Annotated in this window: 14 protein-coding genes; 12 read left to right on the forward strand and 2 right to left on the reverse strand. The window is 32.4% G+C overall.

All coding sequences use genetic code 11. The features are described from left to right. Window positions 1–4: 4 nt before the first annotated feature. The 3 genes from QWY99_RS13675 (at window position 5) to QWY99_RS13685 (ending at window position 3,470) form a co-directional block, all read left to right on the forward strand. Window positions 5–2,116 (forward strand): AAA family ATPase, encoded by a 2,112-nt coding sequence (locus tag QWY99_RS13675; protein WP_290266047.1) that lies wholly within the window; start codon window positions 5–7, stop codon window positions 2,114–2,116. A gap of 79 nt (window positions 2,117–2,195) precedes the next feature. After that, window positions 2,196–2,660, forward strand: a complete 465-nt coding sequence (locus QWY99_RS13680; RefSeq protein WP_290266048.1) for a hypothetical protein — start codon at window positions 2,196–2,198, stop codon at window positions 2,658–2,660. Between the two features lie 375 nt (window positions 2,661–3,035). Then, window positions 3,036–3,470, forward strand: a complete 435-nt coding sequence (locus QWY99_RS13685; RefSeq protein ID WP_290266049.1) for a RidA family protein — start codon at window positions 3,036–3,038, stop codon at window positions 3,468–3,470. A 296-nt stretch (window positions 3,471–3,766) separates the two neighbouring features. On the opposite strand, the gene QWY99_RS13690 is transcribed toward QWY99_RS13685, so the two are convergent. Beyond that, window positions 3,767–4,111 (reverse strand): hypothetical protein, encoded by a 345-nt coding sequence (locus tag QWY99_RS13690; RefSeq protein WP_290266050.1) that lies wholly within the window; start codon window positions 4,109–4,111, stop codon window positions 3,767–3,769. Window positions 4,112–4,295: 184 nt separating this feature from the next. On the opposite strand from QWY99_RS13690, the gene QWY99_RS13695 reads away from it, so the two are divergent. The 7 genes from QWY99_RS13695 to QWY99_RS13725 all read left to right on the forward strand — a co-directional run bounded on the left by QWY99_RS13695 (window position 4,296) and on the right by QWY99_RS13725 (window position 11,817). Continuing rightward, window positions 4,296–4,724: a hypothetical protein gene (locus tag QWY99_RS13695; RefSeq protein ID WP_290266052.1), complete on the forward strand. Its 429-nt coding sequence runs from the start codon at window positions 4,296–4,298 to the stop codon at window positions 4,722–4,724. Between the two features lie 628 nt (window positions 4,725–5,352). Continuing rightward, on the forward strand, window positions 5,353–5,907 hold the full coding sequence (locus QWY99_RS13700) for an REP-associated tyrosine transposase (RefSeq protein WP_290266053.1): 555 nt from the start codon (window positions 5,353–5,355) through the stop codon (window positions 5,905–5,907). A 418-nt stretch (window positions 5,908–6,325) separates the two neighbouring features. Beyond that, complete coding sequence (locus QWY99_RS13705; RefSeq protein WP_290266054.1) at window positions 6,326–7,000, forward strand: acyltransferase family protein; 675 nt, start codon at window positions 6,326–6,328, stop codon at window positions 6,998–7,000. 607 nt (window positions 7,001–7,607) lie between these two features. Then, window positions 7,608–9,914, forward strand: a complete 2,307-nt coding sequence (locus tag QWY99_RS13710) for a DNA topoisomerase 3 (RefSeq protein ID WP_290266055.1) — start codon at window positions 7,608–7,610, stop codon at window positions 9,912–9,914. Between the two features lie 425 nt (window positions 9,915–10,339). Beyond that, complete coding sequence (locus QWY99_RS13715) at window positions 10,340–10,816, forward strand: DUF6265 family protein (RefSeq protein ID WP_290266056.1); 477 nt, start codon at window positions 10,340–10,342, stop codon at window positions 10,814–10,816. 2 nt (window positions 10,817–10,818) lie between these two features. Then, window positions 10,819–11,256 (forward strand): DUF4844 domain-containing protein, encoded by a 438-nt coding sequence (locus tag QWY99_RS13720; protein ID WP_290266057.1) that lies wholly within the window; start codon window positions 10,819–10,821, stop codon window positions 11,254–11,256. 99 nt (window positions 11,257–11,355) lie between these two features. Further along, window positions 11,356–11,817 (forward strand): hypothetical protein, encoded by a 462-nt coding sequence (locus tag QWY99_RS13725; RefSeq protein WP_290266058.1) that lies wholly within the window; start codon window positions 11,356–11,358, stop codon window positions 11,815–11,817. Between the two features lie 114 nt (window positions 11,818–11,931). Here the strand turns inward: QWY99_RS13725 and QWY99_RS13730 are convergent, their stop codons facing one another. Beyond that, window positions 11,932–13,092: an MFS transporter gene (locus QWY99_RS13730; RefSeq protein WP_290266059.1), complete on the reverse strand. Its 1,161-nt coding sequence runs from the start codon at window positions 13,090–13,092 to the stop codon at window positions 11,932–11,934. Window positions 13,093–13,350: 258 nt separating this feature from the next. Here QWY99_RS13730 and QWY99_RS13735 point away from each other — a divergent pair, with 258 nt between their 5' ends. Both QWY99_RS13735 and QWY99_RS13740 read left to right on the forward strand, forming a co-directional pair. Then, a complete protein-coding gene (locus QWY99_RS13735) occupies window positions 13,351–14,073 on the forward strand; it encodes a DUF4198 domain-containing protein (protein ID WP_290266060.1) in 723 nt (240 codons plus the stop codon). Between the two features lie 197 nt (window positions 14,074–14,270). Next, window positions 14,271–16,562 carry a TonB-dependent siderophore receptor gene (locus QWY99_RS13740; RefSeq protein WP_290266061.1) on the forward strand — a complete coding sequence of 764 codons (2,292 nt, stop codon included), beginning with the start codon at window positions 14,271–14,273 and terminating at the stop codon, window positions 16,560–16,562. Window positions 16,563–16,655: the final 93 nt, after the last annotated feature.

Below are 16,655 nucleotides of genomic sequence, written 5' to 3' on the forward strand. Positions count from 1 at the left end.
CAACATGCTTAAAATCAATAAATTAAAAACAGAAATTTTAACCAATAGAAGTGAAACCATAGATGATTTATATGGGTTTGAATTTACTTTCAATCAAGGTTTGAATATTGTTGCAGGAGAAAATTCAAGAGGTAAAACTACTATTAATTCTTGTATTTTTTATGTATTAGGTATGGAAGAATTGTTGGGCGGACATAATAGTAAAGCCTTAGATAAAGCTTTAAAAGATAGCTTTATAATCAAAACTGAAAACAATGTTGACTCTGAAGAAGAAAAAGGAATTTCACATGAAATTAAAAGGTCAAAAGTTTTTATAGAAATTGAAAATAAAGAAGGTAATGTTGTTAGTTTGGAACGTATAATAAAAGGTTCTGATGGAGATGAAAAATCATCAAATATCACGGTTTACCTATCAAAACTAGACGATATCAATTCGAATATAGATAAAGGAGTTCTTTATGTAAATGGTCAAGGTAATAATGATGACTCAAATGGTTTTTATGCATGGTTTTCAAATTTTATAGGTATTACTTTGCCAGAGGTAGTTAATAGTTCTAGAACTTCAAATTATAGTCTACTATATCTTCAAATGATTTTTTCCTCTGTTTTTATTGAACAAACAAAAGGATGGTCAGATTTTGTAGCAACTATGCCATTTTTTGGTGTAACCAGACCTAAAGAAAAAGTAGTTGAATTTGTTCTTGGCCTAGATGAAATTAACAATTCTACTAAAAGAGATGTTTTTAATCAAGAAAAGAACAGAATTATCGATAATTGGAATAAAACAATTAAAGCTTTTTCTTATTTAGAAAAACAAAATAATGCCAATATAACTTCTGTACCAGAAAATATTACCACTGAAAAAAGAGAAATAGAAAAAATATACTCAAACTTTCAAACTGGAGAAGAAGAAATAATAACATATGCGGAATATATTGATATAAAATTAGCCTTAATTTCTGAATTAGAAAATAAGCCATTTGTTACTATTGAAAATAACAGAGAAGAAACGCTTATTGAATACGAAGAAAATAAAAACAAATACGGTGAATTAAAAAAATACATTAGTGATTTTGAAGGTAGATTAAGTATTGAAAAACTACAACATCAAAACATTAACAGTCAACTGAATACTATCGAAAAAGAAATTAGAGAACACAACAATTTAATTAAAGTATTCAATAATAATTTGTTTAATAATAATAATCACGCTAAATGCCCAACTTGCACACAAAGTGTAGATGCAGATATTCTTTCTTCTGTTAGCATTACAATTCCTCAATTATCCCTTGAAGAAAACAAGAGTTTTTTAGTTAGTCAGAAAAAAATTATCCAAACATCTCTTAAAAGTTTAAGTGACACAATTGATGAGAAAAATACATTACTAATATATTTCAGAAACTCTCTAAGAAAACAAGAAAATATTATCAAGTCACTTTCGAGAGACTTAATTGCCGACGATAGAGCATTATCTGAATCTGAAGTTGTGAAAAAAATACAATTACAACAGGAAGTAGAAAATTTAAAACAATTTGAAGTTCAGTTAAATGATTTAAAAAATAATTTAATTGAATTAGCAAATAAATACCATAATATAACATTAGCTTTAGATGGTCTAGAAAAATCTGATGATGAAGGCATTTTAATCTCTTTTGAAGAAAATTATAAAAATTTACTTTTTGCATTCGAATACGACAGTAACCAGAAGTATCAAATTTCAATTAACAGAAATGAACCATTTAAATATTTTCCTGTTTACAAACGAGGTAAAGAAGATACAAATCCGCAATCAATAAGGATAAATTCTTCTGCCTCTGACTTTGTAAGAAACATTTGGGCATATACTTTAGCCTTACGTGATAATGGGGTCAATCATCCTGGATTAATTATGTTTGATGAACCCGGACAGCATAGAACAAAATTAAGCAGTTTACAAGCTCTTTTTAAAAAGGCTTCACAAATTAAGGATAAGCAAACAATTATTTTTACATCAATTGACAAGCAATTGAATGAAGATGAAAAAATTGATTTAGATGAATTAGTTGAAGATTTAGATAATGATTCTTATCATTTAATAAATTTAGGTAATGATAAAGTAATAAAACAACTTAACTAAAAGAACTACACATAACAACCGTTACCCGACTTTGTACTGCGAAGTTATTCTGATCTAACTAAATAAAAAACATAAAGAAATGAGATTAGCAATTATTATTGAAGGAACACAAAATTCAGGAAAAACTTCAACAATTAAAGAACTGATTAAACTATTTGGATTTAAAAATTTAAAACAAATGAAAGCTGGATGGCAGCAAATATTTTTGAATCCAATTTTTAAAAGTTTGAGAATATCTTTTTACTGTATACCAGCTTCTCCTACAGAAACTGATATTCCTTTAAGTAAAAGGTTTGAAGAGTGGGAATACCTTCCGGAAATGATAATATTAGCAGAACAAACAAGTGGACGACATCATGCAAGTACAATAGCATTTCTAACTGCAAATCATTATAATATTAAAGTCTTTCCGATAAATAATTCCATCGGCGTCAATCATTGGGAAAGATTCGATAATTCAACTAAAAACTCTAAATTATCAAAAAGAGTAGACGACATCACAGATTTTATAAAAAGTTTTATTAAAACTAATTCAATTGTATAAAGTTAATATTAATTTGAGTTTTACCTTTTTATTGGATAAATCTCGGCTCAAAGTATAAAAAAACTAATAGTTCCACACTATCATGTGAACAACAAGGTACAGCTTGATGCTGTACCTTGTTCTATTTAGAAAATGTAGTGAAATTTGCGCAAATCATCGAATAACACCATTTCTTCATCAGGCAAGAGCTGCAATGAAATCTTAAGCAAAGCCATTACATTATACCCTCGCTCAGCTAAAAACCTACTATCCAAAGTCCACCTCATTAATATTAACAACTGATTTACAAATCATTCACAACAAGGATATTAAAACTTAAATATCTTTGCACATAACCAATTAAACATTCAACAACCAATTAAAAACCAACCAATTATGAAGTACTTACTTTTACTTTCATTTTTATTTATTTTCAGTAAGAGTTTCGCACAAGAAGCCAAAATAAAAAAGGAAAAATGGCATTGGAACAATGAGACAAAACAAGACACTGCTATTGGTTACGCACAAGTTTTAAAAATTGGCAATGTACTTTACATTTCGGGTGCTGTAACAAGCGAAATAACTCCACAAGGAATCACAGCTGTCTATAACGATTTAAAAGCTTCACTAGCGAGTTATGGTGCTACATTCGAAAATGTTGTAAAAGAAAATTTATACACAACAGATATTGAGGCAGTGAAAAAATATAATTCAGCTAGAAAAAAATTCTACAATGGAGATTTCCCTGCCGCTACATGGGTACAAGTACAACGATTATACATGGAGAGCGCAAAATTAGAAGTTGAATTGATTGCGCATCTTCCGAAATAATTTGATTCAAACTAGGTTTGCAGTACGAAATTCGCTCGAGTCGTGAAAATGTTTTTTAACACATAGAGACATAGTTCCGATAGCCATCAGAATAGAATTCATTAATAAAGAAGATTCAAGAAAAATAGTTTTTTCCACATAGTCTTATCTGATTTATTTTAAGTGAAACGCCTTTTTTAGATTTAGTCAAACTATGTTTCTATGTGTTGAAATAATTACGACCGAATATAACGATGCGGTGGGAAAACTTCGCACAGCAAAACAAAAAAAGGTACAGCATCAAGCTGTACCTTTTTCTATTTAGAGAATGTAGTTTCAGATTTCAAATGAAGCTTATGCAAATCGTCCAATAACACCAATTCTTCATCAGGTAAGAGCTGTACAGCGATTTCAAGCAAAGTCATAACATTAAAATCCGAAACAATTGTCGAATTAGAGAGATTTCGAGCATCATCGTTAAGCAGAATAATACTTGCTTTCAACAAATCTGAAACCATTAAATTCAATTCGTTATAACAAGATACTTTTAACGTTACGTCAAACGAATCGTTATTATTCTCTTGCTTTAGTTTAGTAAAATAGCATCCTCTATTTATTAATTCTAAAAGTGCTTTGGCTGATTCTTTAGGTTGTGTTTCCATGATTTTATTTTATTCTTTTTCTTGTTATTTTTATCGAACCAAAACTACAAGTAATAGTCTATATTTGTGTGATTGTATACAATCGGTTGTATTCAACTGATATAAAAAAAATCAATACAAACAGTTTATAATCAACAAAAAACCAACTTCTACGCAATTATAATAATCCAAATACAACAGATAAATGAAATTATTAATTACCAGCTTTCTTTTAATTTTCAACCTAACTGTATTCGCACAAACGAACAATTTCACTGGCGATTATACGCGTTCGCTTAGTGAAGAAGGAAAACATATTATTGAATATAAATTGATCTTAAATCAAGATGGTACATTTCTGTTTCATTCCTATTCTAAAATACAAGGAGGAATTCCGCCTGAAGTAAATAAATACGGAAAAGGAAAATGGAGCGCAAAAGACAATCTAATTACTTTTTCTTCTGATAAAAAAGAAGACTTTGACGAAAAATACACTTTAGACTTTAATAATTCTAAAGCCCGATTTGTAACTAAAAATCCAAGAGACAAAACAACCAAAGTAGTTAAGACAAAGCTTCAGTTTCTAGCGTCAGAAATCCCTTGGATGCAAAAAATCGATTTTTTTAAAGTGTAATTATCATGCTTACCTGTGCGTTTTGCTGTGCATAATCCAAGTGATTTAATAAAAGATTTGTAAAAAAAGCAAATTTAAACACGTTGCAATATACATGTCGGTAGCGCGGATTTACAATCCGTGCCCATAAAGATTGAACACAATAAAGTAAAAATTGTGGGCACGGATTGCAAATCCGCGCTCACGATTGGCGGCAAACTGAGACTGAAAACTGTAAACTATAACACCTTTCAATAAGCAGGTAGCACGGATTTACAATCCGTGCCCATAAAGATTGAACACAATAAAATAAAAATTGTGGGCACGATTGCAAATCCGCGCTCACGATTGGCGACAAACTGCTAAACTGTAAACTGAGACTGTAAACTGTAAACTATAACACATTTCAATATGCATGTCGGTAGCGCGGATTTACAATCCGTGCCCATAAAGATTGAACACAATAATGTAAAAATTGTGGGCACGATTGCAAATCCGCGCTACCGATTGGCGACAAACTGTAAACTGAGACTGTCACTGTGACTGAAGACTGTAAACTGTAACCGTGATCGCAAAGATTGTCATTAACTACTAAAACAATAACAAAGTAGAGTAAAAAATTATATATTTGTAAGAATAAAACTATTTTATGTCAACAAAATATAAAGCAACAACAACAGAAGAAGCCTATTACATAACTATTACTGTCGTAGGTTGGATAGATATTTTTACAAGATTAAATCAAAAAAAGAATTTAATAAATGCTTTACGATATTGTCAAACTAATAAGGGATTAGAAATTTATTCCTATTGTATAATGAGTAATCATATCCATTTACTTTGCAAAGGAACCAATGGTTATATATTATCTGATATTATTAGAGATTTCAAGAAATATACATCTAAAAAAATTATTCAGACTATAATAGAGGAACCAGAAAGCAGAAGAGAATGGATGTTGGAGTATTTTAAAAAAGCATCAGAACATTTAAAAAGAAATCAAACCTACAAAGTTTGGCAAAACGGTTATCATGCAGTACATATTTATAGCAATAAGTTTATTAAACAAAAAATAAACTACATTCATAATAATCCTTTAGTAAACAACACAGTAAGCTCTCCAGAAGAATATTATTATAGCTCAGCAAGAAATTATTCGGGTTTAGAAAATGATTTAGAAGTTGTTTTGTTGGATTTATTTTGAAAATTGGTAAACATAACTGGAACTGAAAATCTATGCTGACGAAATATAAATTGCAGGCACGAACACGGATTGCAAATCCGCGCTACTGGTTGGCGACAAACTGCAAACTGAGACTGATTACTGATTCACGATTGGCGACAAAATTGATTTTATACACATTTCAATATGCGTGTCGGTAGCGCGGATTTGTAATCCGTGCCCGCAAAGATTGGACAAAATAAAGTAAAAATTGTGGGCACGGATTGCAAATCCGCGCTACCCCGGTTGGCGAAAAACTGAAATTGAAAACGCGCTCAAGATTGGCGACAAACTGCTAAACTGCTAAACTGCAAACTGAGACTGAAAACTGAGACTGAAAACTAAAACTATAACTATTCAAAAATAACTAACATTATGAATCCAGAAAACCTAACCAGTAATGCCAGATCGATATTTCAATCTATTTGGTTTAAACGCACCCGCATGGTCGTTGTTTTGGGAATATGTAGCCAATATCCTTTATGTACTTTTCCTTCATAAACTAAACCGTCTTAGCCTGTTTATACTAACCTTGTTAGCCGCAGTAGGAATTTGTTTTGTTAGTAATCGCGCAGGAGGTTCCCTATTGGGCGGATGGAGCGGAGAAACCTTTTGGGATGGCTTTGCTCGTATTTCGTATTCCTTTTTAGCAGGAATGCTAATTTATCGTTGTAATTGGATTATAAAGTCCCGAATAGGTTTTCTAGGACTATCAGTATTGCTCTTGTTGGCTTTTGTCACTCCATTTTCCGATTGGAACTGGCTCACCGAACCAATAATCGTCTTGCTCTATTTCCCATTATTAGTTGCATTAGGAGCCGGAGCCACATTAAAACAAGGATTCAAAAAACTGTGCATCTTCTCCGGAAAAATATCCTATCCCTTATACATGACGCACTATGCCGTAATGTGGATATTTGCCAATTATTACAACACCTACAAACCCGACACAACACAATTCGTTTTAATTACCACAATAGGAACAATCCTTTTAGTCGGTTTTGCGTACCTAACAATGGTTTATTATGACATTCCAATCCGAAAGTACCTAACCAACAGAAGAAAGAAAGCTTAGTCAAAAACCGATTAATCACAATTTCCAAAATATCGAGGAGCAATTTCCTGCTGTCCACTGTATCTTTTTCTGGCTAAAGAAGCCAGAAAAAGGATGCCGTTTCCATCAGGGCTAGAGCTAATGTAATCATCAGAATATTTATTTAAAATCCTCTGTAGCACACTGCCTTTGTACCTTTGCAACTCAAAAGCTTTTTCCAGCCACAGATTAAAAGGATTAGAAGAATTATATCTATTTTGCTTCTGAACCTAAGTACATTTTCAAAACCTCTGTTCCTTTGCACCTTTGCAACTCAAAAGCTTTTTCCAGCCACAGATTAAAAGGATTAGAAGGATTATAACTGTTTTGCTCAAAATTTGAATGCTTGAACCTCAGTAACTCAGAGCCTCAGTATCTCAGAACCTTCCTCAAAAACCTTTGCAACTTTGCAACTCAGCAACTCAGTACCTTTTCAAAAAACCTTTGTAGCTTTGAACCTCAGAATCTTAGTACCTAAGCAACTCAGCACCTTCCTAAAAAACCTCAGCACCATAACATCTTTGTCGTTTATAATTTCGATACCAACTTCAAAATTAGTAAATTTGCGAGTTCAAAAAAGAAGGAGAAAATGAAGGTTTGTATTGCCGAAAAGCCAAGTGTAGCACGAGAAATCGCATCCGTTTTAGGAGCCAATACCAAACACGATGGGTATTATGAAGGCAATGGTTATGCAGTAACCTACACATTTGGGCATTTATGCACCTTAAAAGAACCAAACGATTACAAACCCCATTGGAAAAGTTGGGATTTGAATAACCTTCCCATGTTACCTGAAAAATTCGAAACCAAAGTGGTAGAAAATTCAGGAATTCAGAAGCAATTTAAAATCATAAAAACCTTATTTGACAAAGCCGACCTAGTTATAAACTGTGGGGATGCTGGACAAGAAGGAGAGCTCATTCAGCGTTGGGTAATGAACGAAGCCCAATATAAAGGAGAAGTACAACGGTTATGGATTTCATCCCTAACCACCGAAGCAATAAAAGAAGGTTTTGAAAACTTAAAACCATCAGCCAACTACGATAATTTATTCTATGCCGGTTTTTCCAGAGCCATTGGCGATTGGTTACTTGGAATGAATGCTACCCGTTTGTACACCGTAAAACACGGAGGTTACAAACAAGTATTATCTATTGGGAGAGTACAAACTCCAACATTGGCAATGGTAGTAGATCGATTTAAAGAAATTGAAAACTTTAAACCACAACCCTACTGGGAACTACAAACATTATACAGAGAAACACTTTTTAGTTATGAAGAAGGCCGCTTCCTGAAAAAAGAAGATGGAGAACTTTTGGCTAATAAAGTCAAAGAAAGCGATTTTGAAATTGTTTCTATCGATAAAAAGAACGGAAATGAATATGCGCCAAAACTATTTGACTTAACAGGATTACAAGTATATTGCAATACAAAATTTGGATTCTCGGCAGATGAAACCCTCAAAATTGTTCAAACATTATACGAACAAAAAGTAGTTACCTACCCTAGAGTAGATACCACTTTTTTACCAAACGATATCTATCCCAAAGTACCAGGTATTTTGCAAAATTTAACCAATTATGCTACACTTACCCAACCGCTTTTAGAGAAAAAAATAAAGAAATCGCCTAAAGTATTCAACGATAAAAAAGTAACCGATCACCACGCGATTATTCCAACAGGAATACAATCAAACCTACAATACAATCAGCAGCAAGTCTACGATATAATTACAAAGCGTTTTATTGCAGTGTTTTATGACGATTGTTTGGTTGCCAACACAACAGTTATAGGAAAAGCAGCCGATGTGAGTTTTAAAACCACTGGGAAAGTAATCCTGAAAAAGGGATTCCGTGTTGTTTTTGAAGATCCGAATGCAAAAGAAAAAGAAGCCGATTTATTACCCAATTTTGTTGTGGGAGAAAAAGGGCCGCACGAACCTTCGTTTTTAGAAAAAGAAACCAAACCACCCAATCAGTTCACAGAGGCAACCTTGCTTCGTGCCATGGAGACAGCAGGTAAACAGGTAGATGATGAGGATTTACGCGAACTAATGAAAGAAAACGGTATTGGACGCCCGTCTACACGAGCAAATATTATCGAAACGCTTTTTAAACGCCAATACATCGTCCGAAATAAAAAACAAGTATTGCCAACTCCAACCGGAATTCAGCTTATCGAAACTATTCAAAACGAATTGATCAAATCGGCAGAACTTACTGGTTCATGGGAAAAGCAATTGAAAGATATTGAAAAAGGTACTTATACTGCTGGTTCATTTATTATCAACATGAAACGCATGGTTGAAGCTTTAGTATACGAAGTACGAAGCGAAACCAGACATGCTAATATCTCTCACGCAGGAAGCGTTCAAAAACAAGTTGCTAGTGTTGAGAAAAAGAAAGCTGCAGGAATTTTGGCAGAAACCTGTCCGAAATGTAAAAAAGCAACACTTATAAAAGGAAAGTCTGCTTATGGATGTGGCAATTATAAAGTGGGATGCGATTTTGTATTACCTTATGTTTTTGAGGGGAAAAAATTATCAGAAAACCAATACTTGCGTTTGCTTCAAAAAGGATCTACAGTAAATTTAAAAGATTTTAAAACCGATGCAGGAACTGTAGAAGGTTTAATTCGCTTTGAAGAAAATTACAAACTTAAATTAGAACCGAAAAAAACTAGCCCGAAAACCACAAAAGATGCATCAACGTCAGATACTTTACTGTGTCCTAAATGTAAAAAAGGAACAGTAATGAAAGGTAAAACGGCTTATGGTTGTGGAAATTATAAATTGGGTTGCGATTTTAAAGTGACTTTTGATACGGTTAGAGAAAAATTAAAAGATCAAAAACCAACCAAAGAACTCGTTTATTCTATTTTGAATGAAAGTGTTTAGAGGAGAGGTTCTGAGTTGCTAAGGTTCAAAGGTTCAGAGCAACAAAGACTCAAAGTTGCAAAAGTTTTTGAAAAAGGTACTGAGATACTGAGGTTATGAGTTGATAAGCTTCGAAGGCTCAAAGTAGCAATGGTCCTTCTTTTGAGGTTCTGAGTTACTAAGGTAAAAGCATTCAATTTTTTTGATAAAACAGTTTAATCCTTTTAATCCTTTTAATCTGTGGCCGAAAAAAGCTTTTGAATTACTGAGGTTCAAAGTAGCAGAGGTTTGGAAATATGGAGTAATAAAAGATGCTACCTTTCCCAAATTACTTTTTACAATTCACATCTCTCATTTCACATTTATACATTTTACTTTTAACATCATCCACCTATTCTATTTTTTTATAATTTAGCACTTCTAAACAACATCAAATAATTACGCGAATGTTTCAAAAAACTACCCTTACATTTCTTTTATTAGCGGTTGTTTCATGCAAGAACGCAGAAACTCCAGAGAAAGATAAAATAAAAGCTGCCGATTGGCTTATTGGAAAATGGGAGAATGTTACTCCACAAGGAATATTAACCGAAACATGGAGTAAAGTAAACGATAGTACTTTTCAAGGAAGTTCTTTTTTCATAAAAGGAAAAGACACTATTCATTTTGAAACGATCAAATTGCAACAAAAAGGAGAAATCTTAACTTACAATGCAACTGTAAAAGGACAAAACAATGACGAAGCAGTAGCTTTTGAAATGACCAATTCAACAGAAAAAGGATTAGTTTTCGAAAATCCAAAACACGATTATCCACAAAAAATCAGCTATACTAAAGGAGCCAACAACAGCTTAACAGCCGAAATATCAGGTATCCAATTAGGAAAACCAAGCTCTGAAAAATATCTTATGACGAAGAAATAATCATGACAAAAGAAGTAACAAAGATATTTTTAATAATGCTTGTATTGCTTTTTACATGTTGTGGACAAAGCCAAATAAAAACTCCTGTAGATGCAATGAGTAAATTTGAGAAATTCAAAAATAAAGACAAGTTTATAGAAGACAATTCCATTTTTTATCCAGGAATTGGTGATCAAAAACTGAAACCAATTTTAACTGATAAGATTAATTTAGCTGCAGATGACTTTAAAAAAGTAGCGGAAACAAAAAATCCAATTGATGAGGATTATCAAAATGCTATAAAAAAAAGTCTGGAAAGATTCTCTGAAATTTATATAGAAATTGACACTGAAAATCGAGAAAGAATTTGCCTATATTTCGAAGAACTTATGGATATTGTTGGACTTGAAAGCTCTAATAATCAATTAAACGACTTTATGTACAACTTTGATGTGAGGTAAAATAGAATAATCATAGAAATTATACATTATCTCTTGCTAAAGAGATTGTCTTATTAGCACTTGCGAAAACCAACCCCTTTAAAATATCTAATAGAGCAAATGAAAAATTATGAAACTGAAGCTATAAAACTTTCAAGAGTAATTGATATTGCGATAGAAAGTTTTGAAAAATTTGTTCCCTACGATTGGACTGAAGAAAATCTTACACAAATAAAAAATTGTTATTTTGAATGGAAAGATCAAATACTTAATCCAGAATTAAAATATAAAAAATTAGCATCTTTAAAATATACAGCCGAAGATGTTTTTACTATTTTTCAAGAAGGAACAGGAGAATTTGTTGAATATTTTTGGAAAGAAATAAAAAATCAAGACCTAGATTATATACGAAAAGACAAACTACGGAAAATCTTGAAGCATGGAAAAATAAAAAATGAAATAGAATATAATTACGTGACTGATATTATTGTTGCTACCAAACAAGAAAATAGAATCACACAAGAAGATTTTAACTATTTAAGTGAAATGCTAGGTGTTTTTGAAAATAAAAAACATCAATAAATTAGCTTGTATTACATCCAAAAAAATTCATCCTCAAAGCCAAGAAAACCTTAGAATCTTAGCAACTCAGAACCTCAGCAACTCTAAAAAAACCTCTGAGCCTTTGAGCCTCTGTCACTCCTCCTCTCCAATTTTATTCACCATCAAAATCATCATTCCTCCTAGGAAAGCCATGATTAAAAACGCCCATTTCATACTTAAGAATTCGGATATAAAACCAACCATTGGCGGTACAATTAAAAAACCAAGATAACCAATAGTAGAAATAGAAGTTAAGGCAGAACCGCTACTCAAGGTCGTAGATCGTCCTGCAATACTAAAAACCAAAGGAACGACACAAGAAACCCCAATTCCGATTAAGAGATATCCAAAAATTGTTGGATAAATAAAAGGCAAGAGAAAGCAAATTAAAAAACCTATTGTGATAAAAATACCACTGTAGAATAAAATACGTTTTACACCGAATCTCATTACAGCATAATCACCAAAGAAACGTCCTAGAGTCACCGCTGTCATAAAGAACACAAAAGCTGCGGTTGTAAGTCTGGGAGAAGCGTGTAAAACATTTTGAAAATAGATACCACTCCAATCGTACATCGTATTTTCGCATGCCATCGAAACAAAACAAATTAGTGCAAACTTCATCAGATTATTATCAGGCATCGAAAAGAACTTCTTTTTAACTGGTACGGGTTCAGTAAGAATACTCATTGGATAGAAACAAGCTGTAATTGCCATCATAGCAACGCTAATTCCTAATAAATGATAAGATGGAGCAATATTATGAGCAACCATTACATATCCTAAACCCGCTCCTGCAAATCCTGCCAAACTCCAAACGGCATGAAAAGTAGTCATTATAGACTTCGGATATAGTTTTTGTACTTCTAGCGCTTGTGCGTTCATTGATAAATTAAGGATGTTCCGCGAAGCACCAAATATCAAAAGGATAATAACCAATTGCCAAACATAAGCACTAAAACCGGGTAGAGCCAAAACGATATTAAATAAAACAGCACCCAAAAGCATACAGTACCGACTACTATATTTGTTTAACAACTTTCCTGTAAAAGGCATTGTAAACATTAAACCAATGGGAAATGCAAATAAAACAGCTCCAAATTCGGCTTCGGTTAAATGCAATTGTGCTTTTATATGCGGTATTCGAGATGCCCAAGAAGAATATCCAAATCCAGAAACAAAGAAAAAAACCGTATTAGCCAATCTAAATCCTTTAGGCGAATGCTGTAGTTTCTTAAAATAAGGTATAATCATGGAGATAATTTAATTTATTAAGCCTGCAAAATTAAGTCTTTATAAAACTATAATCCAGATTCGCACATATATTTTAATTAAAACCGTACCGCTATGTTCTTTTATCATGAACATATAAAAGAATAACTTAAAACTTTATTAATAATTAGTCTAAATAAATATTGTAAAACAAATATTAAATTATAATTTTGGTAACGATTTCAAGATTAACGAAATCACTATAAATTTTTAATAAAAATAAAATTAAATACTTTCATTATGAAATTAACTCCCTTAAAGACTCTAGTAGTTTTATTAACAGTATTGCTAAGCCCTCAATTATTTGCTCATGCTTTGTGGATCGAAACAAAAGCAACAGGAACAAAAGGAAAACCACAAGAAATTTCAGTTTACTTTGGTGAATTTTCAGACAATGATGTTACTCCTGCAGCTAAATGGTTTTCTGACTTAAAAGACTTTTCATTGGTATTAGTAAGTCCTTCAAAAAAAGAAATTAAATTAACTCCTACTGCTTTAGAAAAAAAATACCAAGCATTCTTTACTCCAGATGAAGATGGAGTTTATACAGTAGTGATGCAACATACGGTAAAGGACGTATACGGAACAATGAAATTAGATTATAACTCAAGTGCTACTGTTGCTGTTGGAAACAAAACGGCGGGTAATAATGCTACAGCAAACAAAAATTCAATTAGTGTATTCTCTGAAAATGCAGCTATAGCAACGAAAAACACAAAATTATCTGGAGTTGCTTTATATGACGGTGTTGTTGCCAAAGAACAAAAAATTAAAGTAATCGCTCCAAATGGATGGGAAAAAGAATTATATACTGACGAAAAAGGGCAATTTGAATTTACACCAATATGGTCAGGTCAATATATGGTAGAGTTTGCACACACCGATAAAAGTGCTGGCGAACATAATGGAAAAAAATATGATGAAATTTGGAAAATGGCAACTTATTCTATACAAGTTAAATAAGTAAAATTACTCATAACAAACATAAAGAAGGAAACCTTAGTTGATATTAACAAAGGTTTCCTTCTTTTTTTTGACCTCTTAAATAAACTATAAAAAAATGTTAAAAACTAATTGTAATTAATCTAAATAAGTTTTGAAAATAAAAACTTTGCTATTACTTTTGCAGCGTTATTTTTTTTTATTCTAAATAAACAAATATGAAATATATATTATTACCCACACTAAGTTTACTATTCGGTCTAACAGGTTTTGCTCAAGGGAGAACAAACAGAACCGAGAACCAAGATACTGCTACAGTAGTTACTGACACAGTAAAAAATAAAAAAGGCGAAACTCTTAACGAAGTCGTTATTACAACTAATAAAGAACCTAAACCTGTTACTGCAGTTCGTTCTGGTTTAAAACCAATGGACAATCCGCAAAATATACAAATAATAGGTAGCGATATAATCGAGCAACAACAAGCAGTTAGATTAAGTGACGTAATCAAAAATGCAAATGGTATTTATGTAGGTTCTGCTCGTGGAGGTGCTCAAGAATCTTTTTTCTCAAGAGGTTACGACATGTCAGCAAACAATATGTTTAAAAATGGATTTCGTTATAATGCGGGTTCTATTCCTGATGTTTCTGGATTAGAGAAAGTTGAATTCCTTAAAGGTGGTTCAGCTTTATTATTCGGAAATGTTGCTCCAGGAGGTATCCTAAATCTTGTAACTAAAACTCCTTTATTTAAAAGTGGTGGTGAAATATCAATGCAAATGGGAAGCTATTCTTTCTACAAACCTTCATTTGATTTTTATGGTCCTCTTAGCAAGTCTATTGCTTTTAGAATTAATGGATCTTATGAAAACTCAGAAAGCTTTAGAGATGTTGTAAAAAATGAGCGTCTATATGTAAATCCTTCGTTACTGTTTGTTATCAATCCAAAAACTCAAATTACTGTACAAGGAGATTACCTAACAGCCGATTGGACTCCCGATTTTGGAACAGGAATTATAGGAAAACAAATTCTTGACTTACCTCGTAATGCTTTTTACGGATCTCTTTGGTCAAATGGTAATACAAAATCAGCTAGTGCTTCTGCATTATTGAATCATGATTTCAATAAAAATTGGAAACTTAATTTCAATGCTTCTTTTCAAAATTATGACAGAACTCAAAAATCTACAGCTCAATTATCTGGTTTAGATGATATCAAATTATATCCAATTCCTGGTTACTGGAACAGAGGATTAACTCAAGGTAAAAACTTAGAGCAAATTCTTGGAGACCAGTTAAGCGTACAAGGACACTTTAATACCGGATCTGTAAAACACCAAATATTTGCTGGTGCAGATTGGGAAAATTCATTTGCAACAGCCTACACTTATGCATTTAGTCCTGCCACTTATGACAGAATCAACCTTTTTGACTTTGATCCTTCTACTCAAAGAAATGACATTCCTGATGCTAGAACCACTCAAATTGCAAAAACAGATACAAATCGTTTTGGTGTTTATTTTCAAGACTTGATTTCGATTACAGATAAATTCAAAGTATTAGCAGGTATTCGTTGGTCTTGGCAAGAAGCAGAAGCTACTACTTATAAAGAAACTTATATTAAATCAGTTCAAACCGTAGCTCCTGAAAACGCAGTACCTATTGTAGGTAATAAAAAATTAGATAATGCTTTTTCTCCAAAAGTTGGATTAATATACCAACCTACAAAAGAAATCTCTTTATTTGGTAGCTACTCTAGCTCATTTACACCAAATACAGGAACAACCGTAGATTCAAAACCATTAGATCCCTCAATTATTGACCAATATGAAGTGGGAGTTAAAACAGATTTCCTTAGTGGAATGTTCAGTACAAATGTTACAGTTTATCAAATTACCAATAGTAACTTGGCGCAAACTGCAGAGTTTAAAGCTGATGGAATTACACAAAATATCGATTCTCAACTAAAAGTATTAGGTGGAGGAACAAAAAGTAAAGGAATTGAAATTGATATTACCGCTAAACCTATAGAGGGACTTAACATTATCGCTGGTTATAGTTATAATGATATGCGTTATACAAATACCTCAGGAACAAACGGAAGTTTCGTCGAGGGAGATCGCGTAGCAAGAACTCCACAAAACACAGCTAATTTAAGTTTCTTTTACAAACAGCCTACAGGATTATTGAAAGGTATAACTTTTGGTGCAATCGCAAACTATATTGGTGATCGCTTAGGTGGATGGAATGATGATTACTTATGGACTCCAATTAATCCAGCTCCAGCTCCAGGTACATTCCCTTATGTTGTGACTATCAGAGATCGCGACATTCCTTTAAAAGCATACACTACAATTGATGTATCTGCAGGTTACGAATGGAACAAATTCTCAATCTTATGCAAGTTATCTAACATCACTAATGAGCTTAATTATACAGTTCACGAAAACTATAGTGTAAACCCAATTGCACCTCGTCAAGTAATGACAAGCTTAAGATATAAATTCTAAGAAAAAAACTATAGTTTTTTAAACAAAACACTATAGAATCACACCAAACCTCGTTTATTTCTAAACGAGGTTTTTTGTTTCAAAAAACATACA

Source organism: Flavobacterium branchiarum (assembly GCF_030409845.1).
Taxonomy (GTDB): Bacteria; Bacteroidota; Bacteroidia; order Flavobacteriales; family Flavobacteriaceae; genus Flavobacterium; species Flavobacterium branchiarum.